At 43.0% G+C, this 25,275-nt stretch carries 10 protein-coding genes and 1 other RNA gene; 3 read left to right on the plus strand and 8 right to left on the minus strand.

All coding sequences use genetic code 11. The features are described 5' to 3' along the window. Positions 1 to 28: 28 nt before the first annotated feature. From mapZ to HMPREF1125_RS04615, 5 genes are all read right to left on the minus strand, one after another. A complete protein-coding gene (gene mapZ / locus HMPREF1125_RS04600) occupies positions 29 to 1,453 on the minus strand; it encodes a cell division site-positioning protein MapZ (protein WP_000039113.1) in 1,425 nt (474 codons plus the stop codon). Between the two features lie 12 nt (positions 1,454 to 1,465). Next, complete coding sequence (locus HMPREF1125_RS04605; RefSeq protein WP_000662903.1) at positions 1,466 to 2,623, minus strand: THUMP domain-containing class I SAM-dependent RNA methyltransferase; 1,158 nt, start codon at positions 2,621 to 2,623, stop codon at positions 1,466 to 1,468. Positions 2,624 to 2,706: 83 nt separating this feature from the next. After that, positions 2,707 to 3,088: RNase P RNA component class B (gene rnpB, locus HMPREF1125_RS12490), an RNA gene on the minus strand. 23 nt (positions 3,089 to 3,111) lie between these two features. Continuing rightward, positions 3,112 to 3,438: a cell division regulator GpsB gene (gene gpsB, locus HMPREF1125_RS04610; protein WP_000146528.1), complete on the minus strand. Its 327-nt coding sequence runs from the start codon at positions 3,436 to 3,438 to the stop codon at positions 3,112 to 3,114. Between the two features lie 69 nt (positions 3,439 to 3,507). Then, positions 3,508 to 4,035, minus strand: a complete 528-nt coding sequence (locus HMPREF1125_RS04615) for an SLOG family protein (RefSeq protein WP_000205318.1) — start codon at positions 4,033 to 4,035, stop codon at positions 3,508 to 3,510. A 66-nt stretch (positions 4,036 to 4,101) separates the two neighbouring features. On the opposite strand from HMPREF1125_RS04615, the gene recU reads away from it, so the two are divergent. Both recU and pbp1a read left to right on the plus strand, forming a co-directional pair. Continuing rightward, the gene (gene recU, locus HMPREF1125_RS04620; RefSeq protein WP_000248754.1) at positions 4,102 to 4,698 is read left to right on the plus strand and encodes a Holliday junction resolvase RecU; all 597 of its coding nucleotides are present in this window, start codon (positions 4,102 to 4,104) and stop codon (positions 4,696 to 4,698) included. Next, positions 4,695 to 6,869: a penicillin-binding protein PBP1A gene (pbp1a, locus tag HMPREF1125_RS04625; RefSeq protein WP_001041851.1), complete on the plus strand. Its 2,175-nt coding sequence runs from the start codon at positions 4,695 to 4,697 to the stop codon at positions 6,867 to 6,869. The genes recU and pbp1a overlap by 4 nt, the downstream gene beginning before the upstream one ends. Positions 6,870 to 7,036: 167 nt before the next feature. Here pbp1a and HMPREF1125_RS04630 read toward each other — a convergent pair whose 3' ends face one another. From HMPREF1125_RS04630 to HMPREF1125_RS04640, 3 genes are all read right to left on the minus strand, one after another. Next, complete coding sequence (locus HMPREF1125_RS04630; RefSeq protein ID WP_000373812.1) at positions 7,037 to 15,286, minus strand: SIALI-17 repeat-containing surface protein; 8,250 nt, start codon at positions 15,284 to 15,286, stop codon at positions 7,037 to 7,039. 140 nt (positions 15,287 to 15,426) lie between these two features. After that, a complete protein-coding gene (locus tag HMPREF1125_RS04635) occupies positions 15,427 to 21,894 on the minus strand; it encodes a SpGH101 family endo-alpha-N-acetylgalactosaminidase (protein WP_000360686.1) in 6,468 nt (2,155 codons plus the stop codon). 269 nt (positions 21,895 to 22,163) lie between these two features. Beyond that, positions 22,164 to 24,146 carry a peptide ABC transporter substrate-binding protein gene (locus HMPREF1125_RS04640; RefSeq protein WP_000842598.1) on the minus strand — a complete coding sequence of 661 codons (1,983 nt, stop codon included), beginning with the start codon at positions 24,144 to 24,146 and terminating at the stop codon, positions 22,164 to 22,166. A 249-nt stretch (positions 24,147 to 24,395) separates the two neighbouring features. Between HMPREF1125_RS04640 and rfbD the strand changes: the two genes are divergently transcribed. Continuing rightward, the gene (rfbD, locus tag HMPREF1125_RS04645; RefSeq protein ID WP_000600922.1) at positions 24,396 to 25,250 is read left to right on the plus strand and encodes a dTDP-4-dehydrorhamnose reductase; all 855 of its coding nucleotides are present in this window, start codon (positions 24,396 to 24,398) and stop codon (positions 25,248 to 25,250) included. Positions 25,251 to 25,275 lie beyond the last annotated feature (25 nt).

Below are 25,275 nucleotides of genomic sequence, written 5' to 3' on the forward strand. Positions count from 1 at the left end.
TGAAAGGAAAGAATTTTGTAACGGACTCCTAGTAATCCAAATCATCTGCGTGACCAGCTCCATTACCGACAAAGTATCCAGTCTTACAGTTAAGAGTGAAAAGATAGGTTCCATCTGGTTTGTAAAGGTTGTAATAGCCGTTTCCGTTTACAATATTGACACGTTCGAGAATGTATTGGTTGCCAGTGATATAGCCACGAGCACGTGAGGTTGCTAGGATTTGTTCCAATACACCATCTGCAAACGTCCAAGCAGGGTTATTGCTATCGTCTACAGCTGATTGGTTGTAGGGTACACGACTAACACTTCTTTGAAGATTAACCCCATCGCCAGATAAACCACCATTTGTATCTCTAGCTGGTGCTGTGGTACTTGTTGAAGGTGTCGTACTACTTGCACTGCTTTCTGTAGCTGAACTTGAGCTTGCTTGACTCGTGCTAGAACTTGAAGGAGCTGTTTGTTGACTCTTACCAAGGCTAATCGCCTGAGCTAACAGTTTATCAAGCTCTGTATTTCCCGTTTTAACTTCCGTGAACTTAGCATCCGCCTTGGCTTTAGCATTGGTATCCAAGACACCATCAGTAATAGCTGGACTTTCAAAGAGGGCATTGACATCTTGAATGGCCTTGATTTGAGTTGCTAGGCTATCGTATTTTGACTTAGCTAGTGTGTAATCACGGCTACCTTCTAACTTATCTAGCAAGATTTTTAGCTGGCTCAACTTATCGAACTGGCTATTTTTTAAAGCAGTCTTATTGGCATCCGTATAGAAGGAATCATAAAGCGTATTGAACTCTTGCGATTCTTGATTTCCTGAGGATGATTGAGAAGACTGGATTTCTTGGTTCGAACGAGATACCTGACGGTAAACATAATACGTCCCAGCAAGAACAAGAATTGCAGCTACCACAGAAACGATGGTAATCACACGTTTCTTTTTAGGGCCTGTTTCAGGTTCCGTCTGTACTGATCGTGATAGGGAAGTATAGGTTTCTTCTTGTTCCTCATTTTCCTCATTCATTTCCTTGGATGCTGTTTCTGTTAAAATAAGAGGCTCTATTTCAGCACTTTCTTCATCTTGAAGTGGGGGAACAAACTGAGTAGTTTCTTCATTGTCTATCTCTTCAATAGATTTCTCAATAACTACATCTGACTCTTCTACCTCTCCAGAAAGTTCACTTGTTTCACGAACTTCTTGGATCAATTCCTCTAAGTTTTGAGTAGAAGCCAACTCTTCTTTTTCAAACTGACGAGTTTCGAACTTATCTGCCTCGATCTCTTCGCGGTGCTGTTTGATGTATTTGTCCAAGATATTGTCTTCAGGCAATACTCCAGCCTCAACCTCCTCATTCTTACGAATTGCTTGACCAACAGTCAAATCTTTTGCTTCGTCAAAGTCGAATTGTGGCTCTTGCTGTTCTTTTTTATGACGATCATGTCTTTTCTTGCTCATGACTTTACCTTTCTATTTTACCTCTTGGCGTTTCACACGCTGACCAAAGTATTGATACAAATCTACTTTTAAGGTCCCGTTATAGAGTTTTCGCTTTTTATCCGCTGGACTTCCGTACTTACTTTCAAAAGCTTCATCACTCGTCAGGATAAACTTACTCCAGGTTTTCAGTGGTGCAAAGACCTGTCCCATCTCAGCATAAAGTTTCGTAACTCCTGCATCATCGGACAAACGCTCCCCATATGGTGGATTGGAAATGATAACGCCATTGATCTTGTCAGTGCGCAAATCTTGTACCCGCATTTGTTTAAAGGTGATATCTCCTGCAACACCTGCTGCTTGGGCATTTGCCTTGGCAATTTCTACCATACGAGCATCAATATCACAGCCCATGATATCCAGTTCTATCTCACAATTAATTTTCTTAGCAGCATCAGTACGGACCTCTTGGATTAACCGATTGCTGACCCAGTTCCATTCCTCAAAAGCAAAGGAACAGCGAAGGCCTGGTGCCATCTTTCTGGCAATCATAGCCGCCTCGATACAGAAAGTTCCTGAACCACAGGTCGGATCAATCAAGGGCTTGTCTGGATACCAGTTAGATAGTTGTAAAATGGCCGCTGCCATATTTTCCTTGATTGGCGCTCCACCCTTTTCCGTACGATAACCTCGTTTAAAAAGGCTAGAACCTGTCGTGTCAATCATGACAGTTGCCACATCTTTCAGAATAGATACCTCAATCTTAAACTCAGGACCAGTTTCCATCAAGGGAATTCCTTCTGGGCGGGCATAGTGTTTTTGTAATTTCTTCACGACAGCTTTCTTAGAAATAGCCTGAACACTGGGCTCGTTATGAAGTTTAGACTTAACACATTTGGCCTTTGAAATCGGGAAACGTGCTCCTAACGGGAGATAGTTTTCCCAATCTAGAGCAAAAACGCCTTGAAAAAGCTCTTCAAAAGTCTTAGCTGGAAAACTTCCGACTACAATCTTGATGCGATCCGCTGCGCGAAGCCAAAGATTGGTCTCAATGATTGCCTTCACATCTCCTTGGAAGCGGACACGCCCATTTTCAACCTGACAATCATAACCAAGATCTCGCACCTCACGTCCAACGACAGCCTCAAGACCCGCCGCAGCAGTTGCGATTAAATTAAATTGTTCTTTCATTTCTAGTCTTGCAAGACCTTTCTCTTGTTCACTTTAAAAAATGAGGTTGAGAAAGATTTCTCAGCCCCAACCTATATGCAATTTTCTATAAGCCATGTTTTGTTCCAGAAGTGACTAGGACCACTTCCTTCGATAATCATCTGTCTACCGCTAACAGCATGAAGCTGCCAGCAGTCAGAGTACTACGTTCGTTTCCGTGCACTCCATGCCCCGACCAAAATTTGGGTTGCTAGCTTGAGGGGTTTACCGCGTTCCACTCTCTCCGTTTCCAGAAAGACTCCGTCACTGTGGCACTTTCAAGCCTATTCTGACCTATCCGAAGACTTAGCCATTTCGACTGCCGTAACGATCACTCGTCCCTAGGCTTATGGATTCGCCTAGCACAAACACTACAGGCATCACAGCCTGTGCTAGCATGGACTTTCCTCATGAAAAGAGAACCTCTTCACGCGATTATCCAAAAATTGCACTCATTCCTTAGTCAATTATCAATCTTGGTTGTCTAAGATTTGCTTACCAAATACTTCTTTTTCGAGACGATTTAAGCGTTTCAAAATATCAAAGTTTGTCATTGAAGTAGAAGCTGTTACTTCAATAGAGTCTGGTTGAGTTGGAGCCACCTGTGGTTTACGAGATAATTCTTCCTTCAAATCGGCAATCTCTTGACGAAGGGATTTGACCAAAGCTGCGTAGGTTTCATAATCCTTAATCACATCATCGAGGAATTCATCTACCTCTGCTTTGCTGTATCCACGTACTTCACGTCCAAATTCTTGTTCAAAAATATCTTTCGCTGAAAATATAATACTTGCCATGTCTCTCTCCATTCTGGGTTACTAGTATTATTATATAAAAAAAGACAAGTAAAAATCAAGGTCAAAGGGTTACTTTTCAGAAAAATTTTCTGCTAGTTCATTCAAGTCCTCAAATGTTAATTGCCTTGTAACATAGTCCGCTTGATTTTTCATCATTTGGTAAAAATATTGTAACTTAGTTTTGTTTTCTTCATCATAAAAAAGATAGCAAATATCTGTGTTCTCCAGTAAAAATTTCTGATAATCACGTAGTTGTCCCTTGTGTTCATATTGTGGATAGGCATATTTAACAAAATCAACTTGCTTGAATTCGCTCAACTTCACTTGATTGGCTTCATTCCAGTTACTACCATGGGTTTCAAAATCAAAAATGGTCGCCAGCTGAAATCCATAGTCTATTTTCATGTCTTTCGCCACCTGAAGTACCCAGTACTCAAAGCCCAGAGCCCCAGTAAAGACAAGCCAGGTCACCCCTTCCTCTGCTAGACGCTCCAGGTCTCTCCGAATAGCTGTTTTGATAATATCAACGCGAATATCCTTGTCATTAAAGAGACCAAGGTCGAAGGCAGAATAACCTGAAATCAAGGCTGTTGTCATTTTTAACCCTTTCTTTGTAAATTTATGATATAATAGAGTGATGTTATTGTACCAATAAGGAGAATTATGGTCAACTATCCACATAAAATTTCATCACAGAAGAGACTAGCTCCCCCGTCACAAACTAAAAATTTCGCAAATCGGGGAATGTCTTTTGAAAAGATGATTAATGCTACGAACGATTATTACTTGTCGCATGGGTTAGCAGTGATTCACAAGAAACCGACTCCCATCCAAATCGTACGTGTCGATTATCCCCAACGAAGTCGAGCCAAGATCGTTGAAGCCTACTTCAGACAAGCTTCAACCACAGACTATTCAGGGGTTTATGATGGATATTACATCGACTTTGAAGCAAAGGAAACTAGGCAAAAACATGCGATTCCGATGAAGAATTTCCATCACCATCAGATTCAGCATATGGAACAGGTCCTTGCCCAGCGAGGAATCTGCTTTGTCCTTCTTCACTTTGCTTCTCAGCAAGAAACTTATTTATTGCCGGCTGTTGACCTGATTCGTTTCTATCATCAAGATAAGGGACAAAAGTCAATGCCACTTGGATATATTCGAGAAAATGGATACAGGATTGAGCTGGGTGCCTTTCCCCAGATTCCCTATCTCGATATTATCAAAGAACATTTACTAGGTGGTAAAACAAGATGAACAAACAAACTATCCTGCGAATAGCTAAATATATCAGTATCTGCTTCTTAACTGTATTTATCGCAGCTATTATGCTGGGCGGAGGTCTCTTTCTCTACTATGTTAGCAATGCTCCAGCCCTATCTGAAAGTAAACTGGTCGCTACAACGTCCAGCAAAATTTATGACAATAACGATGAACTCATCGCTGATCTTGGATCAGAACGTCGAGTCAATGCGCAAGCAAACGAAATACCGACCGATTTGGTCAACGCTATTGTTTCGATTGAAGACCATCGCTTCTTTAATCACCGAGGAATCGATACTATCCGTATCCTAGGTGCTACCCTACGAAATCTTCGTGGTGGCGGAGGCCTTCAAGGAGCTTCAACTTTGACGCAGCAGTTGATCAAGTTAACCTATTTCTCTACGTCAACTTCTGACCAAACCCTTTCTCGTAAGGCTCAGGAAGCATGGCTCGCCGTCCAGCTAGAACAAAAAGCGACTAAACAAGAAATCTTGACCTACTACATCAACAAGGTTTACATGTCAAACGGGAACTACGGAATGCAAACGGCTGCTCAAAGTTACTATGGCAAAGACCTCAAAGATTTGAGTATCCCTCAATTGGCCCTCCTTGCCGGAATGCCTCAGGCTCCAAACCAGTATGATCCATACTCGCATCCGGAAGCCGCCCAAGAACGCCGTAATCTCGTCCTCTCTGAGATGAAGGGGCAAGGTTACATTACAGCCGAACAATACGAAAAAGCGATTAATACTCCGATTACAGATGGACTTCAAAGCCTAAAATCAGCTAACAGTTATCCTCCATACATGGATAATTACCTCAAAGAGGTGATTGACCAAGTTGAACAGGAAACAGGTTACAACCTTTTAACTACGGGTATGGAAGTCTACACAAACGTTGATTCTAAGGTCCAACAACGTCTCTGGGATATTTACAATACGGACGAGTATGTCAACTATCCAGATGATGAGTTACAGGTGGCCTCTACTATCGTTGATGTCACAAACGGGAAAGTCATTGCCCAATTAGGTGCTCGCCACCAATCAAGTAACGTTTCCTTTGGAATAAACCAGGCTGTAGAAACTAACCGTGACTGGGGTTCTACCATGAAGCCTATTACAGACTATGCTCCTGCTTTGGAATACGGCGTTTATGATTCAACTGCTTCGATTGTTCACGATAGTCCTTATAATTACCCCGGAACCTCTACCCCTGTCTATGACTGGGATAAGAGTTACTTTGGAAACATAACACTCCAGTATGCTCTCCAGCAATCACGGAATGTACCGGCTGTAGAAACGCTAGAGAAAGTAGGGCTCGATCGTGCCAAGACGTTTCTAAATGGACTCGGTATTGACTACCCAAGCATACACTATGCTAATGCTATTTCAAGTAATACAACCGAATCTGACAAAAAGTATGGAGCAAGCAGCGAGAAGATGGCTGCGGCTTATGCTGCTTTTGCCAATGGCGGTATCTACCGCAAACCTATGTATATCAATAAGATTGTCTTTAGTGATGGCAGTTCAAAAGAATTCTCTGATTCTGGTACACGTGCTATGAAAGAAACGACAGCCTATATGATGACAGATATGATGAAAACCGTTTTGGCATACGGAACTGGTCGAGGAGCCTACCTCCCTTGGCTACCACAAGCTGGTAAAACTGGTACGTCAAACTATACAGATGATGAGATTGAAAACTACATTAAAAATACGGGTTATGTAGCTCCGGACGAAATGTTCGTTGGCTATACTCGTAAATATTCAATGGCCGTTTGGACTGGTTACTCGAACCGCCTTACTCCTATCGTTGGTGATGGCTTCTATGTTGCTGCTAAGGTTTACCGTTCGATGATAACTTATCTATCTGAAGATGATCATCCTGGTGACTGGACTATGCCAGAAGGACTCTACAGAGGTGGAGAATTTGTCTTTAAAAATGGTGCTCGTTCTACATGGACTACACCTGCTCCTCAGCAAGCCCCAACACCTGAAAGTTCTAGCTCAACATCTGAGAGCTCGACTTCTCAGTCAAGCTCAACTACTCCAAGCACAAATACAAGCACAAATAATAGTACGACTACCAATCCTAACAATAATACGCAACAATCAAATACAACCCCTGGCCAACAAAACCAGAATCCGCAACCAGCACAACCATAACATTTATCACCCAGAGTATTCTGGGTGATTTTTTCATAGCAGTATCGTATTTATATGATTAGCAAAAGCCTGAGAAGAAATCTTCTCAGGCTTTCTGCGTACTATAAACCTCATTGGAAAAGATGAGAAACTGATTTTGTAATCTTGTTAAGAGGTTTTGTTGAATACTAGTCTTTCTTTGTTTTTGCTACAAAGAGAGCGGATAGGGCTAGGCTAACACCTGCTAGGAAGAGGGCCGAATCAGATTGACTCTCACCAGTTGCTGGCAAGATTTGTTCAGCTGTTTCTGGTCTAGCTATTTCTTGCTTATAATCTGGCGTCTTACCTTGATCGGAAGCTAAAGAGCTAAGTTTAAACTCAGGTTTCTCTACAGTTGGAGCGGCTTGATCGCCTACTGTCGATAATGGTCCTGTGTACTCTGGAAGCTCATGTACCAAGGCTTCAGCTGCATTGACACCACCCTTAAACTCAGGCTTCTCTACTGTCGGAGCGGCTTGGTCGCCTACTGTTGCTACTGGGTCCGTGTACTCTGGAAGCTCATGTACCAAGGCTTGAACTGCATTGACACCGCCCTTGAACTCAGGTTTCTCTACAGTTGGAGCGGCTTGGTCTCCGGCTGTTCCAAGTGGGCCTGTGTATTCTGGTACCTCATGCACTGCCGCTTCAACCGCATTCACACCACCTGTGAATTCAGGAACCTCAAGAACGGGTGCTGGCTCTTCACCCTTACTTGATTGAACCGGTTCTTCTGTTAATTCTTGATAGAAGCTCGCCAATTCATAAAACTCGGCCTTGCCACCTTCCCAGGCTAATTTGACGTCTAGAAGAGAGCCACCATTTCGGATAGCGAAGGTTTGGAGACTAGATGTAATGGCACCAAGGTCTGTCCAGCTGTCTTGACCATCCTTGAGTGTTCTAGCAAGAATGCGTGCTTTCGCTCCTTCAGGAAGACTAGAGACAAGACGAAGATGGTTGGCATTAGTTGGCTCAGACAAGTGATACACCAATTCGCCCTTGTCTTTTTCAGACTTGTAGCTGGTCAAGACTTTGCCGTCTACAAGATTATTATAAAGGTTGCCTTGGCTTTCTCCACTACTTCCTTCTACTGTTGGATCATTGTTTGGTTTGACAAATTCACCATCGTTGATGACCAATTCTGTAAAACCTACAAAACGGGCATCATAGTCTGCCGTATAGAGGACACGGAGATAGTTAGCTTTGACTGGTGTCGTCAATTCACCTTCGATGTAGCGATTTCCTGGCATCTTAGAATCATGTGTCCAACCATCTGTCAATGAATCATCGTGTTGGCTATTGGCCACACCATCTCCTACTGTCACGACATCTGTCCAAGTTTTACCATCTTGGCTGACTTGAATCTTACCATCACGAAGATAGTTTTGAGTTCCGTCTTGGATGTAAGCTCTAATCTTCTTGATGGTACGTTCGCTACCAAGTTTCAAGGTTACGTGACCATCTTTATGGGCGTAGTCTGAAAACTCAACGAAGTTGTTGTAAACACCGTCAAATAGTTGATCTAGGTTGTTCAGTTTACGAACATCATTGCTTCCGTATGTTGGGTGAATTCCCATAGTTGTAGATTCTAGTTTGGTCGGTTGCACTTCTTTGGTTGTCACAAGGAAAGAAGTGGCTGTCACAGCTTGTTCCTGATCTGTTTTATTGACCAGACGCACATAACGAACCAAGTGGGTTGCGACAGTTCTGTCTGTCAACTGGCTAGCCGGCGTCCATTCTTGCGCATTTGCAGAGTACTCAAGGCTAAGAGCTGGATTGACTTGGCCTTGGTGCTGGATGCTCTTGATCTGATGGATACGGTCAAGCTTCATACCTAGATAGCTATGAGCAGGGAGTTTGGTTCCAGCTGGAATTTGAAGCTCGTAACTGCCTAAGCTATCCACTACCGGCGTTTCCTTCAATGATTCCACGTTGGTGTCTGTTAACTCACTATTTCCAGAGCGTGTCTCAACAGAGAAGTTCTGGATACGCCACCAGAGGTCGAGAGCCTTGGTATTGCGGACTCGGATGTAACGAGCATTGATCGCTCTGGTCACTTCCTTGGTTTGCTCTCCTGATAGGCGATCCAACTCTTGCCATGCAGTTCCATCTGTAGAGTACTCAAGTACACCTGCAGCAAGCTTATCACCCGTTCCTTGGCGAAGGCGAACTTTAGTGACTGACTTGACTTCACCGAGGTCAAGTTGTGCCCAAGCATCTACTGGAGTGGTATTGCTACCGTCAGCGTTTGCCATCATGGCTTCTGTATTGTCCTTGCCATCAGTGATTTGACGGGCTGAGGTATTTAGTTTGTAAACTAAGTTTGAGCTTAGACTAACTGTCGTTGCTTGTTGGCTACGAGCTTTTTCAACTGGACGGTTAACTGCAATTTCCTGAACTGCAAACCAGGTGTTCTCGCGATTCTCTGTCGCAATCATGCGAACTGCCTTAGCCTTGATATTGAGATTTTCAAACTTAAGAAGGGATTCATTTCCGACATAACTTGGCTCTTTCAAGGTTACCCAATTGTCATTTTCATCTTGATACTGCACTTCTGCCTTACTAAAGGTATCACGTGGATTTGCCTGCGTTCCCATTGCAAAGGTCAAGGTTTGGATTGATACCGGCTTGTTGAATTTCATACCGATATAATCACCTGTCTTGATACTGTTTGGTGATTTAATAATCGCATGGGTTGCCAAGTCGCCATCCGTCACTTCTGCCAAACCACCTTCTACACCTGTTCGATTGGTGATAAAGGTGCTGATGATTTGGTCTGGATGCAAGACTTTTTGAACTTCAGACGCTAGAACTTCTTTCAAGGATAGGATAAATGGACGAATATGTTGAACACCCAATTCAGCTTTTTCCATATGGTCTACATAATGGAAAGTGTGAGTTTGAGACTGTTCGTACAATTTCAAACCTTTATAGTAGCTATCCCAAAGTTTGGCTGCATCGTTTGTAGCCATGGCTTCAGTTCCTGTAAGGAAGGCATCGAGAGCATTCATTTGATCGATTGCATTATCCAACCAATAGTGGATTTGGGCGACCATTTTTTTATCGCCTGATGCTTTATAGAGTTCGGCTGCTTCTTTAATCTTGGCAAATTCTGCACGCAAGGCTGTACGTTCGGCAGTCACATCCTTACCTGCTTTGAGCTTGGTCATGAAGTCTGTCAATTTTGGAGCCAATTCAACTGATTCTTCCAGTTTGACGACACGATTATCCATGTTTTGATTGATCATGTGCTTACCAAGTTCGCGGAAGGCTGCTGATACCTTGCTATCTTCAAAATGACCATTTTCTACAAAGTTGAAGGCAATGTCATTGATTTTCTTAGCTTCTTCTTCTGATTTCCACTGTTTCCACGAGTATTGAGCTCCTGAAAAGAGGGCAATCTTAGATGGTTCAGACTGTTGCATTGGGTTCAACATGATACCAGATAGCAAGCTTGGATCTACATTTGGATGAAGGAATTTCTCACCACCACCTAGAATCAAGTGTTGTTTAGAGTTATCTGTTACAGGCCAGTTAATCCAAAGTGAAACTGGGCGATAAGTCTTGCCACCTGCGGATAGATTGTTCTTGAGAGTTGAAAGGAAGCTTTCAGAGACTTCACCCCAAATCTTACCACCCGTCAAGGTCATAGATGTTGAACTTGGGAGATTTTCATTGAGGGATTTCAACTCATCCTCACGTCCATTACCCCAATACTGGCCAGGAACAAAGATCATTTCTTTACGAAGACCGCTGTAAGTTCCCTGCATTTCAGTCAACCACTTGGTCATATCTTGCATCAAGCGGTTGTAGCTATTGTAGCCTCCGACTGGGCTTGGAGCATCATCTGCAAGGATACCAAATTCGCGGACACCCACTTTCATCAACTGGGTAAATTTAGCCTTGATGGTTGCCAAATCTTCTTGGTAATGCGCTTCATTGCCAAAGCGGATGCGGTTGTTCATGAATGGATGGATAGTCCAGACATAGCGAGTTTTACTTTGATTTCCGACACGAGCAAGTTCACGGATTTCAGCTAGTTTTTCTTCTGGATAGAGTTCACGCCATTTCTTGTTGTGGTATGGATCATCTTTTGGTGCAAAGAAGTATTGGTTCAATTTCAAATCGCCGCCGTAACGCATGAGCTCTGCACGATCGGCATTCGACCATGGATTTCCATAGTAACCTTCTATGAAACCACGGTTCTTGAGCTCTGCGTAATCTTCTACTGTCACATTGCGAAGGACTGGCACTTGGCTTTCCTTGAGCATGTGTTTCAAGGTTGTCAAACCATAGAAGACCGCATCTGTATCTTTTCCGACGATGGAAATCGAGTTATCCTTGATGCTCAAGACATAGGCGTCAATCTTGTCAAAGAGACCTGCTGAAACATTGGACAAGTTTTGCTCTGCTTGTGAACCTTGTCCGTGCACTCCAAGATAGATATTGGTTGCACCAGCGATTGCTGCCTTACCAGTTGTATAAGATACTTGATTGTCCTGCAAGACACTCTTCAAGCGATTGCGAGTATAGATATCGAGTTGATCGCCCATGACCAGATTGACTTGCTTGCGAAGGGCTGTAACACCTTCGCCATAGGTTACTTTTTGTGGAGTTGGGAAGACCTTGTACTCTTTCTTGAGATAGTCTGCGCTCTTGCTGGCAGCCACAATGCTGTCTTCGCTAGCTGGTTTACTTGCAGTGAATTGAGCTGCCAATTCAACTGTTCCATCACCAGTTTGGTCTACATTTGGTTTTTCAGGTGTAGTTGGTTTTTCTGGTTGACTTGGTGCAGGCGTTTCTTGCTCTTCTTTCACAGGTTTTAATAGATGAACTTCAGCTGCACTTGCAAAACCACCAACGCCTTCCAATACTTTCAACTCAATCTTATTGGTATCTACCGCCGCAAAGTTGACTGTTTTTTCTTGGGCGTTGTTGTCCCAGTTTCCTTCTGAAACCTTGACCATTTGGCCATCTTTTTGTGCGTAGATTTCGTAGCGCGTCACAACACCATTTCCACCACCTGGGCGTGGGAGATAAGTCAAGCCATTGACTTTTTCTGCTTCTTTCAAGGTCATAGTAAGAGTGTATGGCGCAGTGTCACCAGTCCATTTAGTATGCCAGAAGGTATTTGGATCATTGTCAAAGGCCTTTTCAACAGCGCCTTCAGTCGCGCTTCCTGGAAGTTGCTGACTGCTTGCGGTTGCTGTAATCTTATCATTTGAAATCAAACGAGGATTTACAAATGGTTTGTCTGACAACTCTGCATTATGCAAGATTCCTTTGAAACCACCGATGCTTTCAAGCGGTAGTACCAAGCTATTGTGGGCAAAGCGAGGGTGGGCTGGATTTGCAATACGCTCAATCTTTTCACCATCCACATAGACTTCGGTTGATTGTGGTTTGGTCACGATAGAGATTTGATAACGTTTGTTCTTTTCAAGTTTTTTATTGAATTGAATATGGAACTGTTCAAATTGATAAGCAAGATAACCATCTTTATCAGCTAGATAGATACGATTGTCCCCACTTGTTGAGAAGGTTTGTTCCCCGTCTCCAGTGACAGTTACATCAAACTTCAAGACGTGACTTGGACCAACATCACCAGCCAAGCCTTCGATACTGCTATCTTTCTCAAAATCCAATCCCTGTTCGCTTGCCTTCACTTTCTTACTTGCATAGTTCTTGACTGTTTCAGAATTGATGGTAAACAAGTCGCTTTGATCAATCTCTTTATCAGGATTTGACTGTGGCGCATAAGGGCTCGTTGGTAGGGTGCGTTCTGCAAAGGTCGCAGCTGCACGGTCAGATCCCCAGGTGCGTTCTGCAGTGGTTTGCATGCTCTTGAAGAAGCGTTTGAAGATATCATAAGAGGTCAAACCTGTCTCATGAAGGTCGATATTATCATTCCAAACTGCGTGACCACCACCAAGGATACTTGGATGAGAAGCTGGTAGAAGTGGACCTCCACCTGTTCTAAAATCATTTGGTGTCCAGCTATTGTACTGACGTTCGTAGTTAGCATAGTCCCCGTAGGCTGCTTGACTATTGCTTCCACTTGGCACACTATAGGTCGGTACATCCGTGATATTGATAATCTTAGCTCCCTGAGCAATGGCTTCATTTGGTCGTTGCCATCCGATGCTCCAGATATCAACTTCTACTCCGTTCCAATCAACAGGGGTGTTCCCTCGTTTCGCACTGAGCGAACCCCAGATACGAGGGGTATAGCCTTTTCCTTTAATGTATTTGATAAGGTCATTGACATAGCGACGATAACTTTCTCTGCTGCCATAGTATTCATCCGTTCCGATATGAACAGTGGATACCCCATGAAGTGGTGCATCTGGACCATCGAGGAGTTTGTCATAAACTGATTTGACAAAAGCTAGCGTTTCATCGTATTTATTATCTAGGTCGAGCATGGCTACGCGTTCTACGTTATGTTTACCTCTGTAATCGCTCAGACTTCCTTGATACATGAGATCTGGACGGACTTTGACAAATGATAAAGCATGACCTGGCGTGTCAATTTCTGGAACTAGGTTGATATGCAAGGCCTTAGCAAGTTTAATCAGATTTTGCATTTCTTCCTTGGTATAATGCTCGTCTGATGTCAGTTTTTGTCCATTCTTACCGACAATGTCTGTCTCCACACGGAAACCTGTCTTAGCATGTTCTAGAACATACTTAAGCTCTTCTTCTTGTGTTAGATTCTTACCTGCCAAGTGTTCCTTTAGGAAGATATAGTTATCGTTGAGGTGCAACTGCAAGTCATTCATCTTGTAGTAAGCCATGTTGAGCATGATGTCTACAAGGGTGTCATAAGGGATAAATTTACGACCTGTATCTAGCATAAAGCCACGGTGACTGAAGCTTGGGAAATCACGAATTTCGCCATTTTGGAGGTTACTTTCTCCCATTTGAAGAAGAGTACGAGTGGCGTAGAAGGCTCCTGTGTTTGTGGCAGCTTCGATGGTAATCACATCATTTTGGATAGTGATGCCATACCCTTCTTTACCATAACCCTTGTTTTCAACCTTTTTAAATTCGATTCGTTTTTGAGCTTGCTTGTCACCTGTTGCTAGTTCCAATCCACGGCTGGCAAGGTCTGACTGGTAGAAGGTTGCTGCCTGATCAAATCCTGAATCTCCTGTCGCAAGGACTGTATCTGAAGTGATAGAAGATTGGCCTTCTTTCCCATACCATTGTTGAACAGCTGGTGCTACTTTTGGTTTGACACCTACACCCTCGTCCTGATGTAGACCCTTGATGACTACTTCAAATTCCTTAGTGAAAGTATGGCTGTCTTTGATTTGCTGCACCATAACCTTAACGCGTTGGTCTGTCAAAGGCTTATAGATGTGATTTTGAAGGTCAATCACACCTTGCTTGTTGCTTCCTATAAGGCTAACTTTCCCTGGTAAAGTTGGTAGAACAAGCGACTGTCCGTCTTCTGCTACTGTTAGTTCGGTTACTTGGCGGATATCCGTTACCTTACTATGGTCCGGAACGTTTGAATAAGCTCGAATTTCTTGGATTCCAACATTTCTCCAACCCATTGTGCCAGCTTGGTAATCATTGACCTCCAATTTGAGGTACTTAGCTTGGATACTGTCAGCTAGGTCAACTTTCTCGTCTAAAACAGGTTCTCCGGTTTTGGTATGAGCGAGTTTCCATTGTTTTTCTCCGTTAGCGCCCACGTCTTCTTGACCTGCGTAGTAGAGACTCCAAGATTTGATATTGGGATCATTTTGCCCATTACGAAGACGACGATCCCAGTCTATTTCTACATGCTTGATGAGGGTAGTTTTTGGAAGAGTTAATTCGAAGGTTGGTTTTGGTACATCTCTATCTGTTGCCCAACGAGTATTGTCATCTCCATCAATGGCCTTATCTGCAGTAAAGTTTGTCCCAGTCTCATGGTTGCTCACCTGGGCAGTAGCACCCTCGAGATGGTTGACATCTTCTCTATCTTCGATTGTCTTTTCAGCTGGTTTTTCTGCTGGTGTAGTGGTTTCCGCAGGTTGATTGTCTGCCTTTGGTGTTTCAACCGGTTTGGGCGTTTCTGCTGGCTTGGGACTTGCAGGACTTGTCTCTGGTTTTGCCTCTTCACTTGCTGCAGGATTGGTTCCCTCATCAGTCGCTGGAGTTTCTTCATGACTTGTTTCTGTTGTAGCTTCTGCATCCGCCTTTTCAAGCGCAGCGGCTAAATCATCTGGTAACTTATCCAAGGCTTGAACATGAGTAATACTTCCCTCTGTCTCTGAAGGTGTTGCTGTTTCTGCCGCCTGAACCATATTGGCGCCAAAGATACTAGCACCAATCATAACGGAGGCTGCACCGATTGCAAATTTTCTTATACTATAGTGACAGCGTTTCTCAAAAAAATGTCTATCCATCTTTCTCCTATTCCTTTCATCCGCATACATGGGTAAGCGGTATCATTTCTCCTTTGAAAAAGGAGAGAACCAAGAGGTCCTCTCCGGCTGTTTGTTCCTTTTTGATTCGAGTTGCTTTGAACAGCTGAAATCAAATCCCATTAATCTTCTTTACGTTTTGACGCAAGGACCGCAGCAGATAAAGCGATACTCACACTTGCTAAGAAGAGGGCAGCTTCTGAACCATGTTCTCCTGTAGCAGGAAGTTTCTCTTCTTTATCTTCCAGAGTTTGGGTATCAGATACTGGGCTTGGAGTGAGCGGGTACTCAGGTTTTTCAACTGTTGGAGCTGCTTGATCTCCAGCGGTAGCCAATACACCTGTGTAGGCTGGTTTCTCGTTTACCAAGGCTTGAACCGCATTGACGCCGCCCTTAAACTCTGGGGCTTCATTGACAGCTGCTTCAACTGCATTAACCCCACCCTTGAACTCAGGGACTTCATGTACAGCTGCCTCTGCCGCATTAACTCCTCCCTTGAACTCAGGAACTTCATGTACAGCTGCTTCTGCTGCATTGATGCCACCTTTGTATTCTGGAACCTCATGTACAGCTGCTTCTGCTGCATTAACACCGCCCTTAAACTCTGGGACTTCATTGACAGCTGCTTCTGCTGCATTGACGCCGCCTTTGAACTCAGGTACATCAAGAACTGGTGGTTGTTCTTCCCCCTTGCTACTTGTTGGAGCGTCTGGTTTCGTAGCAGAATCTTTTAATTGGTTGAGATAGTCTGCGAAGTAGGCCACCATTCTTTCCGTCAAGAGATGGTTATCCGTCGCATATTTCATGCTCGCCTGAACGCTAGCCACTTCCTCTTGATTGTCCTTGTCTGTTAATTTCTGCGCCTTAGCCAAAGCTGCTTCATAGCCAGACATGTCAAGCGGTGTTTCTGCTACCTGTGGACGGGTAAAGATGAGTTCCGCTGCAGATTGGTATTTATCGCCACCATCTCCGTAAGTCTTGGTACCTGTAAGGACAATTTTCTTAGCCTTGATTGTCTTGCCAAAGTCAATGTCTTTTGGCTTGTTGTTATCTGGCCAATCTGTCACGGTGAAGGTATGTTCTTTACCAGACTCATCTGTGACAACCAGTTTCACATCACGCAAGTTACCATTCGATCCTGAGCCACGTGGAACATAGCGAAGTCCAGTGATTTCAGTTGGTTCTTTCAAGACCATGGTTGCAGGCTTGCCTACATCTCCACCATTCCAAGATGTATGCCATAGACTAGACACATTGCCATCAAAGACATTCTCAATACCTTCACCTGGTTGAGCTGGCGCATCCAAACTTTCAAAGTCTTCTGCTACCAAGGCTGTCTTCTTTTGAACCAAAGCATTCTTCAGAGCTTCAATCTTGGCAATTTCAGCACGCGCTTCTTCCACGCTAATGTCATCATCTGCCTGACTGAGGTTAAAGACCGCCTCTTTCAAAGCATCCATAGACTCTTTCGTGTAGTTGGTCATGGCAACCGTTGGCAAGTAGTTCTTGAGAGCATTTTCTGTCAACATCTTACCTGTTAGCGTAATTTCCTCGATGTGAAGATTGTCCATCATGAAGTCGTTGTAACCACGGAAGTTGGCATTTCCGCCAGAATCTCCACGAGTATTGCTTGCGTTTCCAGTTGAGTAGATACCTACCCAAGTATCGCCTGTTTCTGCACCTGTCACGAGGAAGGTTGCCTTCTTGGCTTTCTTAGAATCCGTCCAAGTATTTGGCAATTCATGCATTTCCAAGTCGCTAGCTTGAGTACCACGACGACCTGACTGGAATTCTCCCTTACCGACTACAAAGGCATAGGTATTGTCAGAGCCTGCTTCGTATTCAAAGGTTACACGGTAAGTCTTACCAGCTTCAAAACGGAAGTTTTGCGGAATAGTTTGGTAAACCAAGTTACGACGGCTCACTAGTCCATTTGTCTTCAATGACCAATTTCCTTCGATAACATCATCGACTTTCTTACCATTCCAACCACGCTGTGTATATGGATCGTGTTTTTCAGACAAGTGAGTGCGGTTGTCTTCGACACCTTCGACACCGCCCACTACAAATGGGAAGATTCCTTGAGCTACATTTTCAAAGTCTTGTTTGAAGGTTCCTTGACCTGTATCATGCTTGTCTCCGTACATGCTTGAATTGTTTTCAAAGGTACGAATTTCATCAAAGTAAGTTGCTTCATCACCAGCTTCACGACTCAATGTCAAAGTAACATTTGATACGTCCGATCCAGTTGTAAAGAAGGCGTACATATTTTGGAAATAACTTGTATCGTCAACTGTAGCATTTTCACGACGATTGTTATGAGCATAAGCTTTGATATAGTTGAGAGCGAGTGACTTATTGGTATAAGTAGTCACTTCTTTTTCGCCAGTATTCACTGTGATACTTGCCTTAGCATTACTACGGTTATCAACACCGACATAAACCGCATACTTGGTATTTGGTTTCAAGCCAGTCAGTTTCTGAGTAAGGCTGACCTTGCTCTTATTGCCTTGGATACGAAGCATTTCATTTGCGCCTTGTGATTTGACAATTTCTGCCTTAGAAGCATCACCAGAAATGGTCCAGTGTTTCAAGGTACCGCTGTTAAATCCCTGGTCATAGATGTGCATGCCTTCGCTCCATGACATTTCAGGATTGGTTTGTTTTGAACGGTAGAGAACGTATGGTTGATTTGCTAGAAGGTCTAGGGTAATCTTGCCATCTTTTACAGTTAGTTCTTGCTCTTCTGTCTTACCTTGGTCAGTTAGCTTGTAAAGGTAAACCTTGCTATTTGCCCAATCGCTTGGAAGTGTCCAAGTTGTTGCACCAGCTTGCGTATTGAAGTAGTACATTTTTTCCTTATCAGTAGGAAGTTTCTTACCATTTGCATCCCAGTTCCAAGGAGTCAAGTAAGCTGAGCCATCTTGGATGACACGTCCATTGAGCGTTACTGTACGTTCGCGATATTGCGGGCTATTGACATCATTTGACTTACGAGTCACAACAACCTTGTTACCTGCTGCATCGACTAGCTCAACCTTCATTTCTGGAGTCCATTTATAGGTGCTACCATTATCGGTCATGGTAACTGGCGTACCATTTTCCCATTTACTTACAGTGAAGTGTTGGAAGTACTTAGTCATGACGTCATGGGCAAATAAGTTGGTTACATAGCCATTGTAATCACTCCGTCCTTGCCATCCTTCAAAATCTTTCATGCTGTAGCCACCTAGAAGTGGGTAATCTGCTGCACCACCATAACTTCTATAGTCCCCTACCCAAGCATCTTTTTGATGGTTGCGGATAAAGCGCGTGATGGCACTGTTGATACCTTTATTGGTGTAGCCACCATAGGTCAAGTCAGCTGCCCAGTGATGGAAGGTAGAGTCGTACTCACCACCATGGCCCCACTCAATCGCAAAGCGCCAGCCTTGTTTGTTGATTTCTTTTGCAAGAACGTGGGTAGCCCAGGCACCGTTATCACCAGATTGACCATTGCCCCAAACGTCCACATAGATAAAGTCGAGACCTTCACCAAGTTTTTTCTTCAAGTCTTCCCAGCGAGCCAAGCGTCCATGTGCTAGGTCATAAGCAGCATCAATGTTGATACCTTGGTCCAGCCAGTTCCAACCATAGCTGTAGCTACCATCTGGATTCTTACGGAGGATTTTTTCATTGAAGTACTTAGACTCAGGATAAGTTTCAGAAGCGTTAACGTGGATACCTAGATGAGCTCCATATTTCTTCGCTTTCGCAATCAAGGTCTTGAAGTCTTCAACACCACCGATACGTTTACCAATATCAGCATAGTTCAAGTGACCAGAGTCATGACCTTCACTACCATATCCTTTAAGGAGAACACCTTGCCCAAGACCATCTGTGTGGAGATTGATCTTCTTGATACCATCCAAGGTCATGAGGAATGGGTTTTGGGCTTGTGAACCAAAGTTCATCGCGATACGATAAGCTGTGATATCCTTAACCTTTTCCCAACCTTGAGGGTTGTTCATGATGCTACGATAAGCAATGGCACCATCTTGCCAGTCGACTTTGTTGTCAGCATTGGCATCTTCGGTGATAACAACCTTGGCACTTGGAAGTTCCTTCGTGTATTCTGGGAAGACAATGCCCTTATATGCCTTTTCCCATTGCCATTCAGAGCTATGAATTCCGACATAGTTGGCATTTCCGACTGTTTCTTTATAGGCTGTCAAACGAGTCCAATCATACGAACCACCACCGTAGCTGTTTTGAGAGTTGCTCCAAACACCTGCAGCAAGCTTATCTGTAGAAACAAATCCATACATGTAACCCTTAGCCAAATCCTTCATTGGATTGGTTACATCGATATGATCATCTCCGCTGACATGGGTATTGTTTGACATGGTTGCCCCGTCAAACTTAGCCCCAGCTTGATCACTCGAAACAGACACTAAAGCATTGCCAAGGAAACTAATGGAAGAAAGCAGTTTTCTTTCATCATCAATCTTTTGACCTGGAGTGACTTGATTGTGGTTGACAATCTTGGTCACATCAAAGTGCAATTGATTGTCCACAACTTGCAAGCGTACTGTCATTTCCGCATTGATAAGATTAGCATCATCGCGAAGCTTCATCAAGTACTCTGCTGTTGTCTCATTGATTTTTTTGTAGGTAACTTCAGGGGTGACTTCGTGTTTGTTGATAAATACTTTATTGAACTGTTGCACCTGTCCTGGCAAAGTATGACCATTCAAACTATATTCTTTAATACGTGGGAAGGCTTGGTCGATTACTGCCTTGAGGACCTTAGACTGAATCGTATCATAAGTCACCTTGCTATCGTCAACAACTGGACCTGTTTCTTTCTGGGCAGGAGTATCATCTGCTTTCACGCCTTCTTGATTGTCTGTTTTAACGCTGACAACTGTACGCTCATTGCCATAGGAACCAGCTTTTAGGACGATTTTCTTCTCATTTTTGAGAGTTTCATTAACAGCTGCTGGCAAAGTGACCGTATCAAAGAGTTTCTCATCATTATTCGTTGCATTGAGTTGTCCATCTGACTTGAGGGTAATTGATAGGCGGTTAATTGATCCTGTCTCAGGCGCCGCTACACGCCCCCCCTTATACCAGGTGCTATCGGTTGGAGATTTATACTCCCAGAACCAGCCATCTTTGTCATAACCAACAAAAACATTGTTCTTGGTATCTTTAAATTTCAAGAAGACACCAAAGCGTGATTTGCCCTTTTCAGAATCATCTTTGAAGGTTAAATCAACCGTCGCATTTCCATTAGCATCAACTGTCAATCCTTGTTTTTCAAACAAGGCTGGTTTATCGCCATTGTCGTTCTGTGCAGTTGAAGACAATTGATTGTAGCGGACACCTTTTTCTTCACGAACCGTAACTGTTCCCTGTTGTTCTTTATTCGCTACTGTTTGCCATTCAGGGGTTACTGTCTTAGGTGTTTCAGGTTTAGCAGCTGCAGGTTTATCCTCTTTTGGTTTTTCTTCAGCCGGTTTTTCTTTCTCTTCCAAGTCTGCTGGTTTCACACTTGAAATCCCCTGCATGTGGTCTTGGATCCATTTTAGTTGAGCTGGTGAGAAGAGAATGCCTCCGCTCCGTTTTCCAACTACACCATTTTGGTGAACACCGACTAGTTTGCCTTCTGTATCAAAGATACCGCCACCACTAGCGCCTGGTTTCCCTCCTTGGTAACCAATCCCTTGGGCACCTTCTCCGTATGGTTCCGCAAAATCAACTGTAGTATTGACAATCGGATTCAATTTCCCTTCTGGATAACCAAAGACATGGAGTTTATCTCCGATTTTCTTAACTACTGGCTTTTTGGTTACTTCAACAGGAGTATTTTCGAGAACTGTACGCAATCTCACTAGGGCCAAATCATTTTTGAAGCCCTTCAGGTAGCCTTCACGATCCCAATGAATGATATCTTTCTTGCTAAACTTGACATCTGGTAATCCTGGATATGAGATGCTATAGATATCTCCATCCCCTTGGTCATTATCCACAACCTTACGGATATTGCCGTCTTGGCTGTCCTTGATAAAGTTATGAGACACCGTCAAGACAAGGTCTTTAGCAACGACAATACCGCTACCTTCTCCTGATGGCGTCTTAATCTTAACAGTCGCGCCGTAGTTTAATTCCCCATTGGTAGTCTTAGCCACATCTTCTGGGACGAGTTTCCCAGTATCTTGGGCCAACTGATCCTTGTCAACTTCGCGCCCATTGTCTTCAGCTTTCTCCAACTTATCTTCTAATTCTTTTGGCAAATTGCTTGGCTTTTCAGACTTTTCTTTTTCTTGAGCCAACAACTCTTCTTCTGTTTGAGGGCCTTCAGTGGTTTCAGCTGAACCAGGATTCTGAGCGGCAGCTTCCTTGTCGAAATCGTGCCCCTCATCACTAGCCTTCTTATCCAAATCAGCCAATTCACTTGGCAAATTATCTGTTGAACCAACCCTTGCTTGATCAGCCAATACTGGGGCAGTCGCAAAGAAAGTCGCTCCAATCATCACCGAAGCTACCCCAAGCGTAAACTTACGAATACTAAACTTACAGCGTTTTTCAAAAAATTGTTTATCCATAAACTCCTTAATCCTTTCACTTAACAGTAAGCGTTTACATTTCTTTTTTTAAAAATACTCCTTTCTTTGAAAGTACCGTGCTTAACTGTCATAAATAAAAAAATAATTATGCTTTTAATATAACAAATAATATCTAAGAAAGCAATAGGAAAAAGGAAAATTCGCAAAAATTTCTCAAGACACCCCAAATTTAAAAGCTCGCTTTAAAGATATAAAAAGGACTTAGCATCCAAGAGGAATACTAAATCCTTTCTCATATCCTGTAAAATTTATTTCACATGGTTTGCGAGGTCTTCTTGAGCCTTCTTATTAGACTCTTCTTTTTCTTTCAACCAGTTTTCTTGAGCTTTTTGGTACTCTTCTGTTGTTACCGCCTTATCTTGTACATCTAGGTATTTATACAAGAGGGCTTCGCTCATACCCTTGTTACCAGAGTATGCAAACGGAAGTGTAAATGGTACCATCTTAGACAACATTGGACGACCAGTTTGAGAAGTTGTTGGGATGAGCAAGGCACTGTCTGTCAACCAAGCTTGGGCAGCAGCATATTTTTCATAACGTTTTGAAACGTCAGTAGTTTCTTCCCCAGCTTCCACAACCATTTTTTCGTAGTCTTCCAAACCAACTTGCTTGGCAGCAGCGTTGTTTGTTCCTGAGTCAAATCCTAGGTAAGTCTTTGTATTTTCCCCTACAGATGGTTTGATAATATCAAGGTAGGTAGAAGGGTCTGCAAAGTCTGGAGACCAACCCACGTTATCTGAGATATCCCAGTCTTCTCCAGCCGCAGTTTCAGCAAAGTAAGTGATGTTCAAGACATCGTCTTTTTGAAGTTGTTGGATATCGACAACCACATTATCAGATCCTAAGTTTTCTTCAACTGACTGTTTAAAAGATTGGACACGTTGAACTTTTGTTGTATTGGTTTGGTCTACAGGCATATCCAAGTGGATTGGGAATTTCACACCTTCCGCTTGAAGAGCTGTCTTAGCTTTAGCAAACTCTGCTTTGGCCTTATCTGGGTTGTAGAGTCCATCTTGAGCATCATCCAAGTTCACGTTGCTCCACTCGTCACCATAAGTCACCAATTTTTCTTTGACCATTTCGCCAAAGTTCTTTCCATCTGCCTGTACAAATGTAGGAGGAACAAACAAGTTACGAAGCAGTTTAGTTGCCCCGCTTGCACCATTTACTTGAGAAGCATAGGCCGTTCTATCGAAACCAAAAGCAAGAGCTTGACGGAAGTCCTTGTTTAGAAGAGCTTTCTTGGTTGATGTTTTTTCTTCATCGGTTGTCTTAGAAGTGTACTTATAAGACTGACGATCGATATTCGTACCGACTAAATAAGTAGTAGAGTCTTGTTGTGTATAAACGATATTGTCTTTAAATGCCTTTTCAGTCTCTGTGTAGCTAGCGCTTGTTGGGAAGAGACGAGCCATTGTAAAGCTACCGTCTTTGAAAGCTTCAGTTGGTTTGTTGGTATCTTGTCCATCCCAGAATGATAATTTAACCTTATCGATATGGACATTGTCCTTATCCCAGTAGTTAGGATTTTTCGCAAATTCGACAGAAGATTTAGCAACAATTGATTTGAGTAAGAACGGACCATTGTAGAGAATACTGCTTGAATCAGTTCCCTTAGCGAAGTCATCCCCTTTAGAGTTCAAGAACTCTTCATTTACTGGAGCCAAAACTCCCATCGTTGTCTTAGAATTCCAGAAGCTTTCTGGCTTGTTCAATGTGTACTGAACTGTATAATCATCAAGTGCCTTGATTCCTACTTGAGAGAAGTCTGTAATTTCTCCTTTCACATAGGCGTCCAATCCTTTGATTGATTCTTGAACTAAATAAAGACCATCAGATTTTTTATCAGCAGCATATTTAAGTCCTGTTACAAAGTCTTGAGCTTTGACTTCTGCGTATTCCTCACCTTCAGAGGTATACCATTTTGCATCCTTACGAAGCGTATATGTGTAAGTCAAGCCGTCCTTAGATACAGACCAATCCTCAGCCATAGATGGTACAAAGTTACCATAGCGGTCATTTTCGAGCAAGCCATCGATAACGTTGCTCGTAATATTTGCTGTAGCTGCCTTACCAGTTGTCAAATAGTTTAGGTTATCAGGATCCGTTTCATAAATGTATGAGAATGTCTTCTCACCTTTAGCACTTGAACTTGATCCAGAGCACGCAGCCAGAGTACCAGCTGCCAATAATGTCACACCCGCAAGGGCAAGTAATTTTGAACTTTTCATCATTTTCTCCTTTAAAATTTACATCCCATTATAGACCCTTTTCAGAAAGTTGTCAACAGAATTTTCAGAATTTTTGAATGATTTTAGCATTTTCTGAAAAAATTTTTTTGATAGATAGCCATAGTATTAAATTCCAATTTGTATAACTTACGATTTCCAAAATACAAACGGTCAAACCAAAGGTAAAAATCAGATTTTTTATCATTTTTTTGCTATGATTAACATAGAAGAAAAGCTGAGGAGGAGACAATGATATTAATTACAGGTGCAAATGGTCAGCTAGGTACCGAACTACGTTATTTACTAGATGAACGAAATGTGGACTATGTTGCAGTGGATGTGACCGAAATGGATATCACTAATACTGAAATGGTTGATAAGGTATTTGCTGAGGTCAAGCCAACTCTGGTCTATCATTGTGCAGCCTACACTGCTGTGGATGCGGCTGAAGACGAGGGGAAAGAACTGGATTTTGCCATCAACGTAACTGGAACTGAAAATGTAGCCAAGGCCTCTGAGAAATACGGAGCTACCCTGGTCTATATCTCAACAGACTATGTCTTTGATGGGAAAAAAAACGTTGGACAAGAATGGGAAGTCGATGACCTACCTGATCCGCAGACAGAGTACGGGCGTACCAAGCGAATGGGGGAAGAACTTGTTGAAACCCTTACGTCACAGCATTACATCATCCGTACTGCTTGGGTCTTTGGAAATTATGGTAAAAACTTTGTCTTTACAATGCAAAATCTAGCCAAATCCCATAAAACACTCACAGTGGTCAACGACCAACACGGTCGCCCAACCTGGACACGTACCTTGGCTGAGTTCATGACCTACTTGACTGAAAATCAAAAAGAATTTGGCTACTACCACTTATCAAATGACTCAACTGAAGACACCACTTGGTATGACTTTGCTGTTGAAATTCTTAAGAACAGTGATGTTGAAGTAGTACCAGTAGACTCCAGCAAGTTCCCTGCTAAGGCTAAACGCCCCTTCAACTCAACCATGAGTTTAGCCAAAGCGAAGGCAACAGGTTTCGTCATTCCAACCTGGCAAGATGCACTTAAAGAGTTTTATAAACAAGAAGTAAGAAAATAAAAGTTTACAACATACATAAAAAGCA

Source organism: Streptococcus oralis SK304, assembly GCF_000287715.1.
In the GTDB taxonomy this organism is placed as follows: Bacteria; Bacillota; Bacilli; order Lactobacillales; family Streptococcaceae; genus Streptococcus; species Streptococcus oralis_Y.

What these genes read in the sequence shown, in the direction of transcription:
- recU (WP_000248754.1), top strand. Translation starts at nt 4,102, where the DNA reads ATGGTCAACTATCCACATAAAATTTCATCACAGAAGAGACTAGCTCCC.
- HMPREF1125_RS04605 (WP_000662903.1), bottom strand. Translation starts at nt 2,623, where the DNA reads ATGAAAGAACAATTTAATTTAATCGCAACTGCTGCGGCGGGTCTTGAG.
- gpsB (WP_000146528.1), bottom strand. Translation starts at nt 3,438, where the DNA reads ATGGCAAGTATTATATTTTCAGCGAAAGATATTTTTGAACAAGAATTT.
- HMPREF1125_RS04635 (WP_000360686.1), bottom strand. Translation starts at nt 21,894, where the DNA reads ATGGATAAACAATTTTTTGAAAAACGCTGTAAGTTTAGTATTCGTAAG.
- HMPREF1125_RS04640 (WP_000842598.1), bottom strand. Translation starts at nt 24,146, where the DNA reads ATGAAAAGTTCAAAATTACTTGCCCTTGCGGGTGTGACATTATTGGCA.
- rfbD (WP_000600922.1), top strand. Translation starts at nt 24,396, where the DNA reads ATGATATTAATTACAGGTGCAAATGGTCAGCTAGGTACCGAACTACGT.
- HMPREF1125_RS04630 (WP_000373812.1), bottom strand. Translation starts at nt 15,286, where the DNA reads ATGGATAGACATTTTTTTGAGAAACGCTGTCACTATAGTATAAGAAAA.
- HMPREF1125_RS04615 (WP_000205318.1), bottom strand. Translation starts at nt 4,035, where the DNA reads ATGACAACAGCCTTGATTTCAGGTTATTCTGCCTTCGACCTTGGTCTC.
- mapZ (WP_000039113.1), bottom strand. Translation starts at nt 1,453, where the DNA reads ATGAGCAAGAAAAGACATGATCGTCATAAAAAAGAACAGCAAGAGCCA.
- pbp1a (WP_001041851.1), top strand. Translation starts at nt 4,695, where the DNA reads ATGAACAAACAAACTATCCTGCGAATAGCTAAATATATCAGTATCTGC.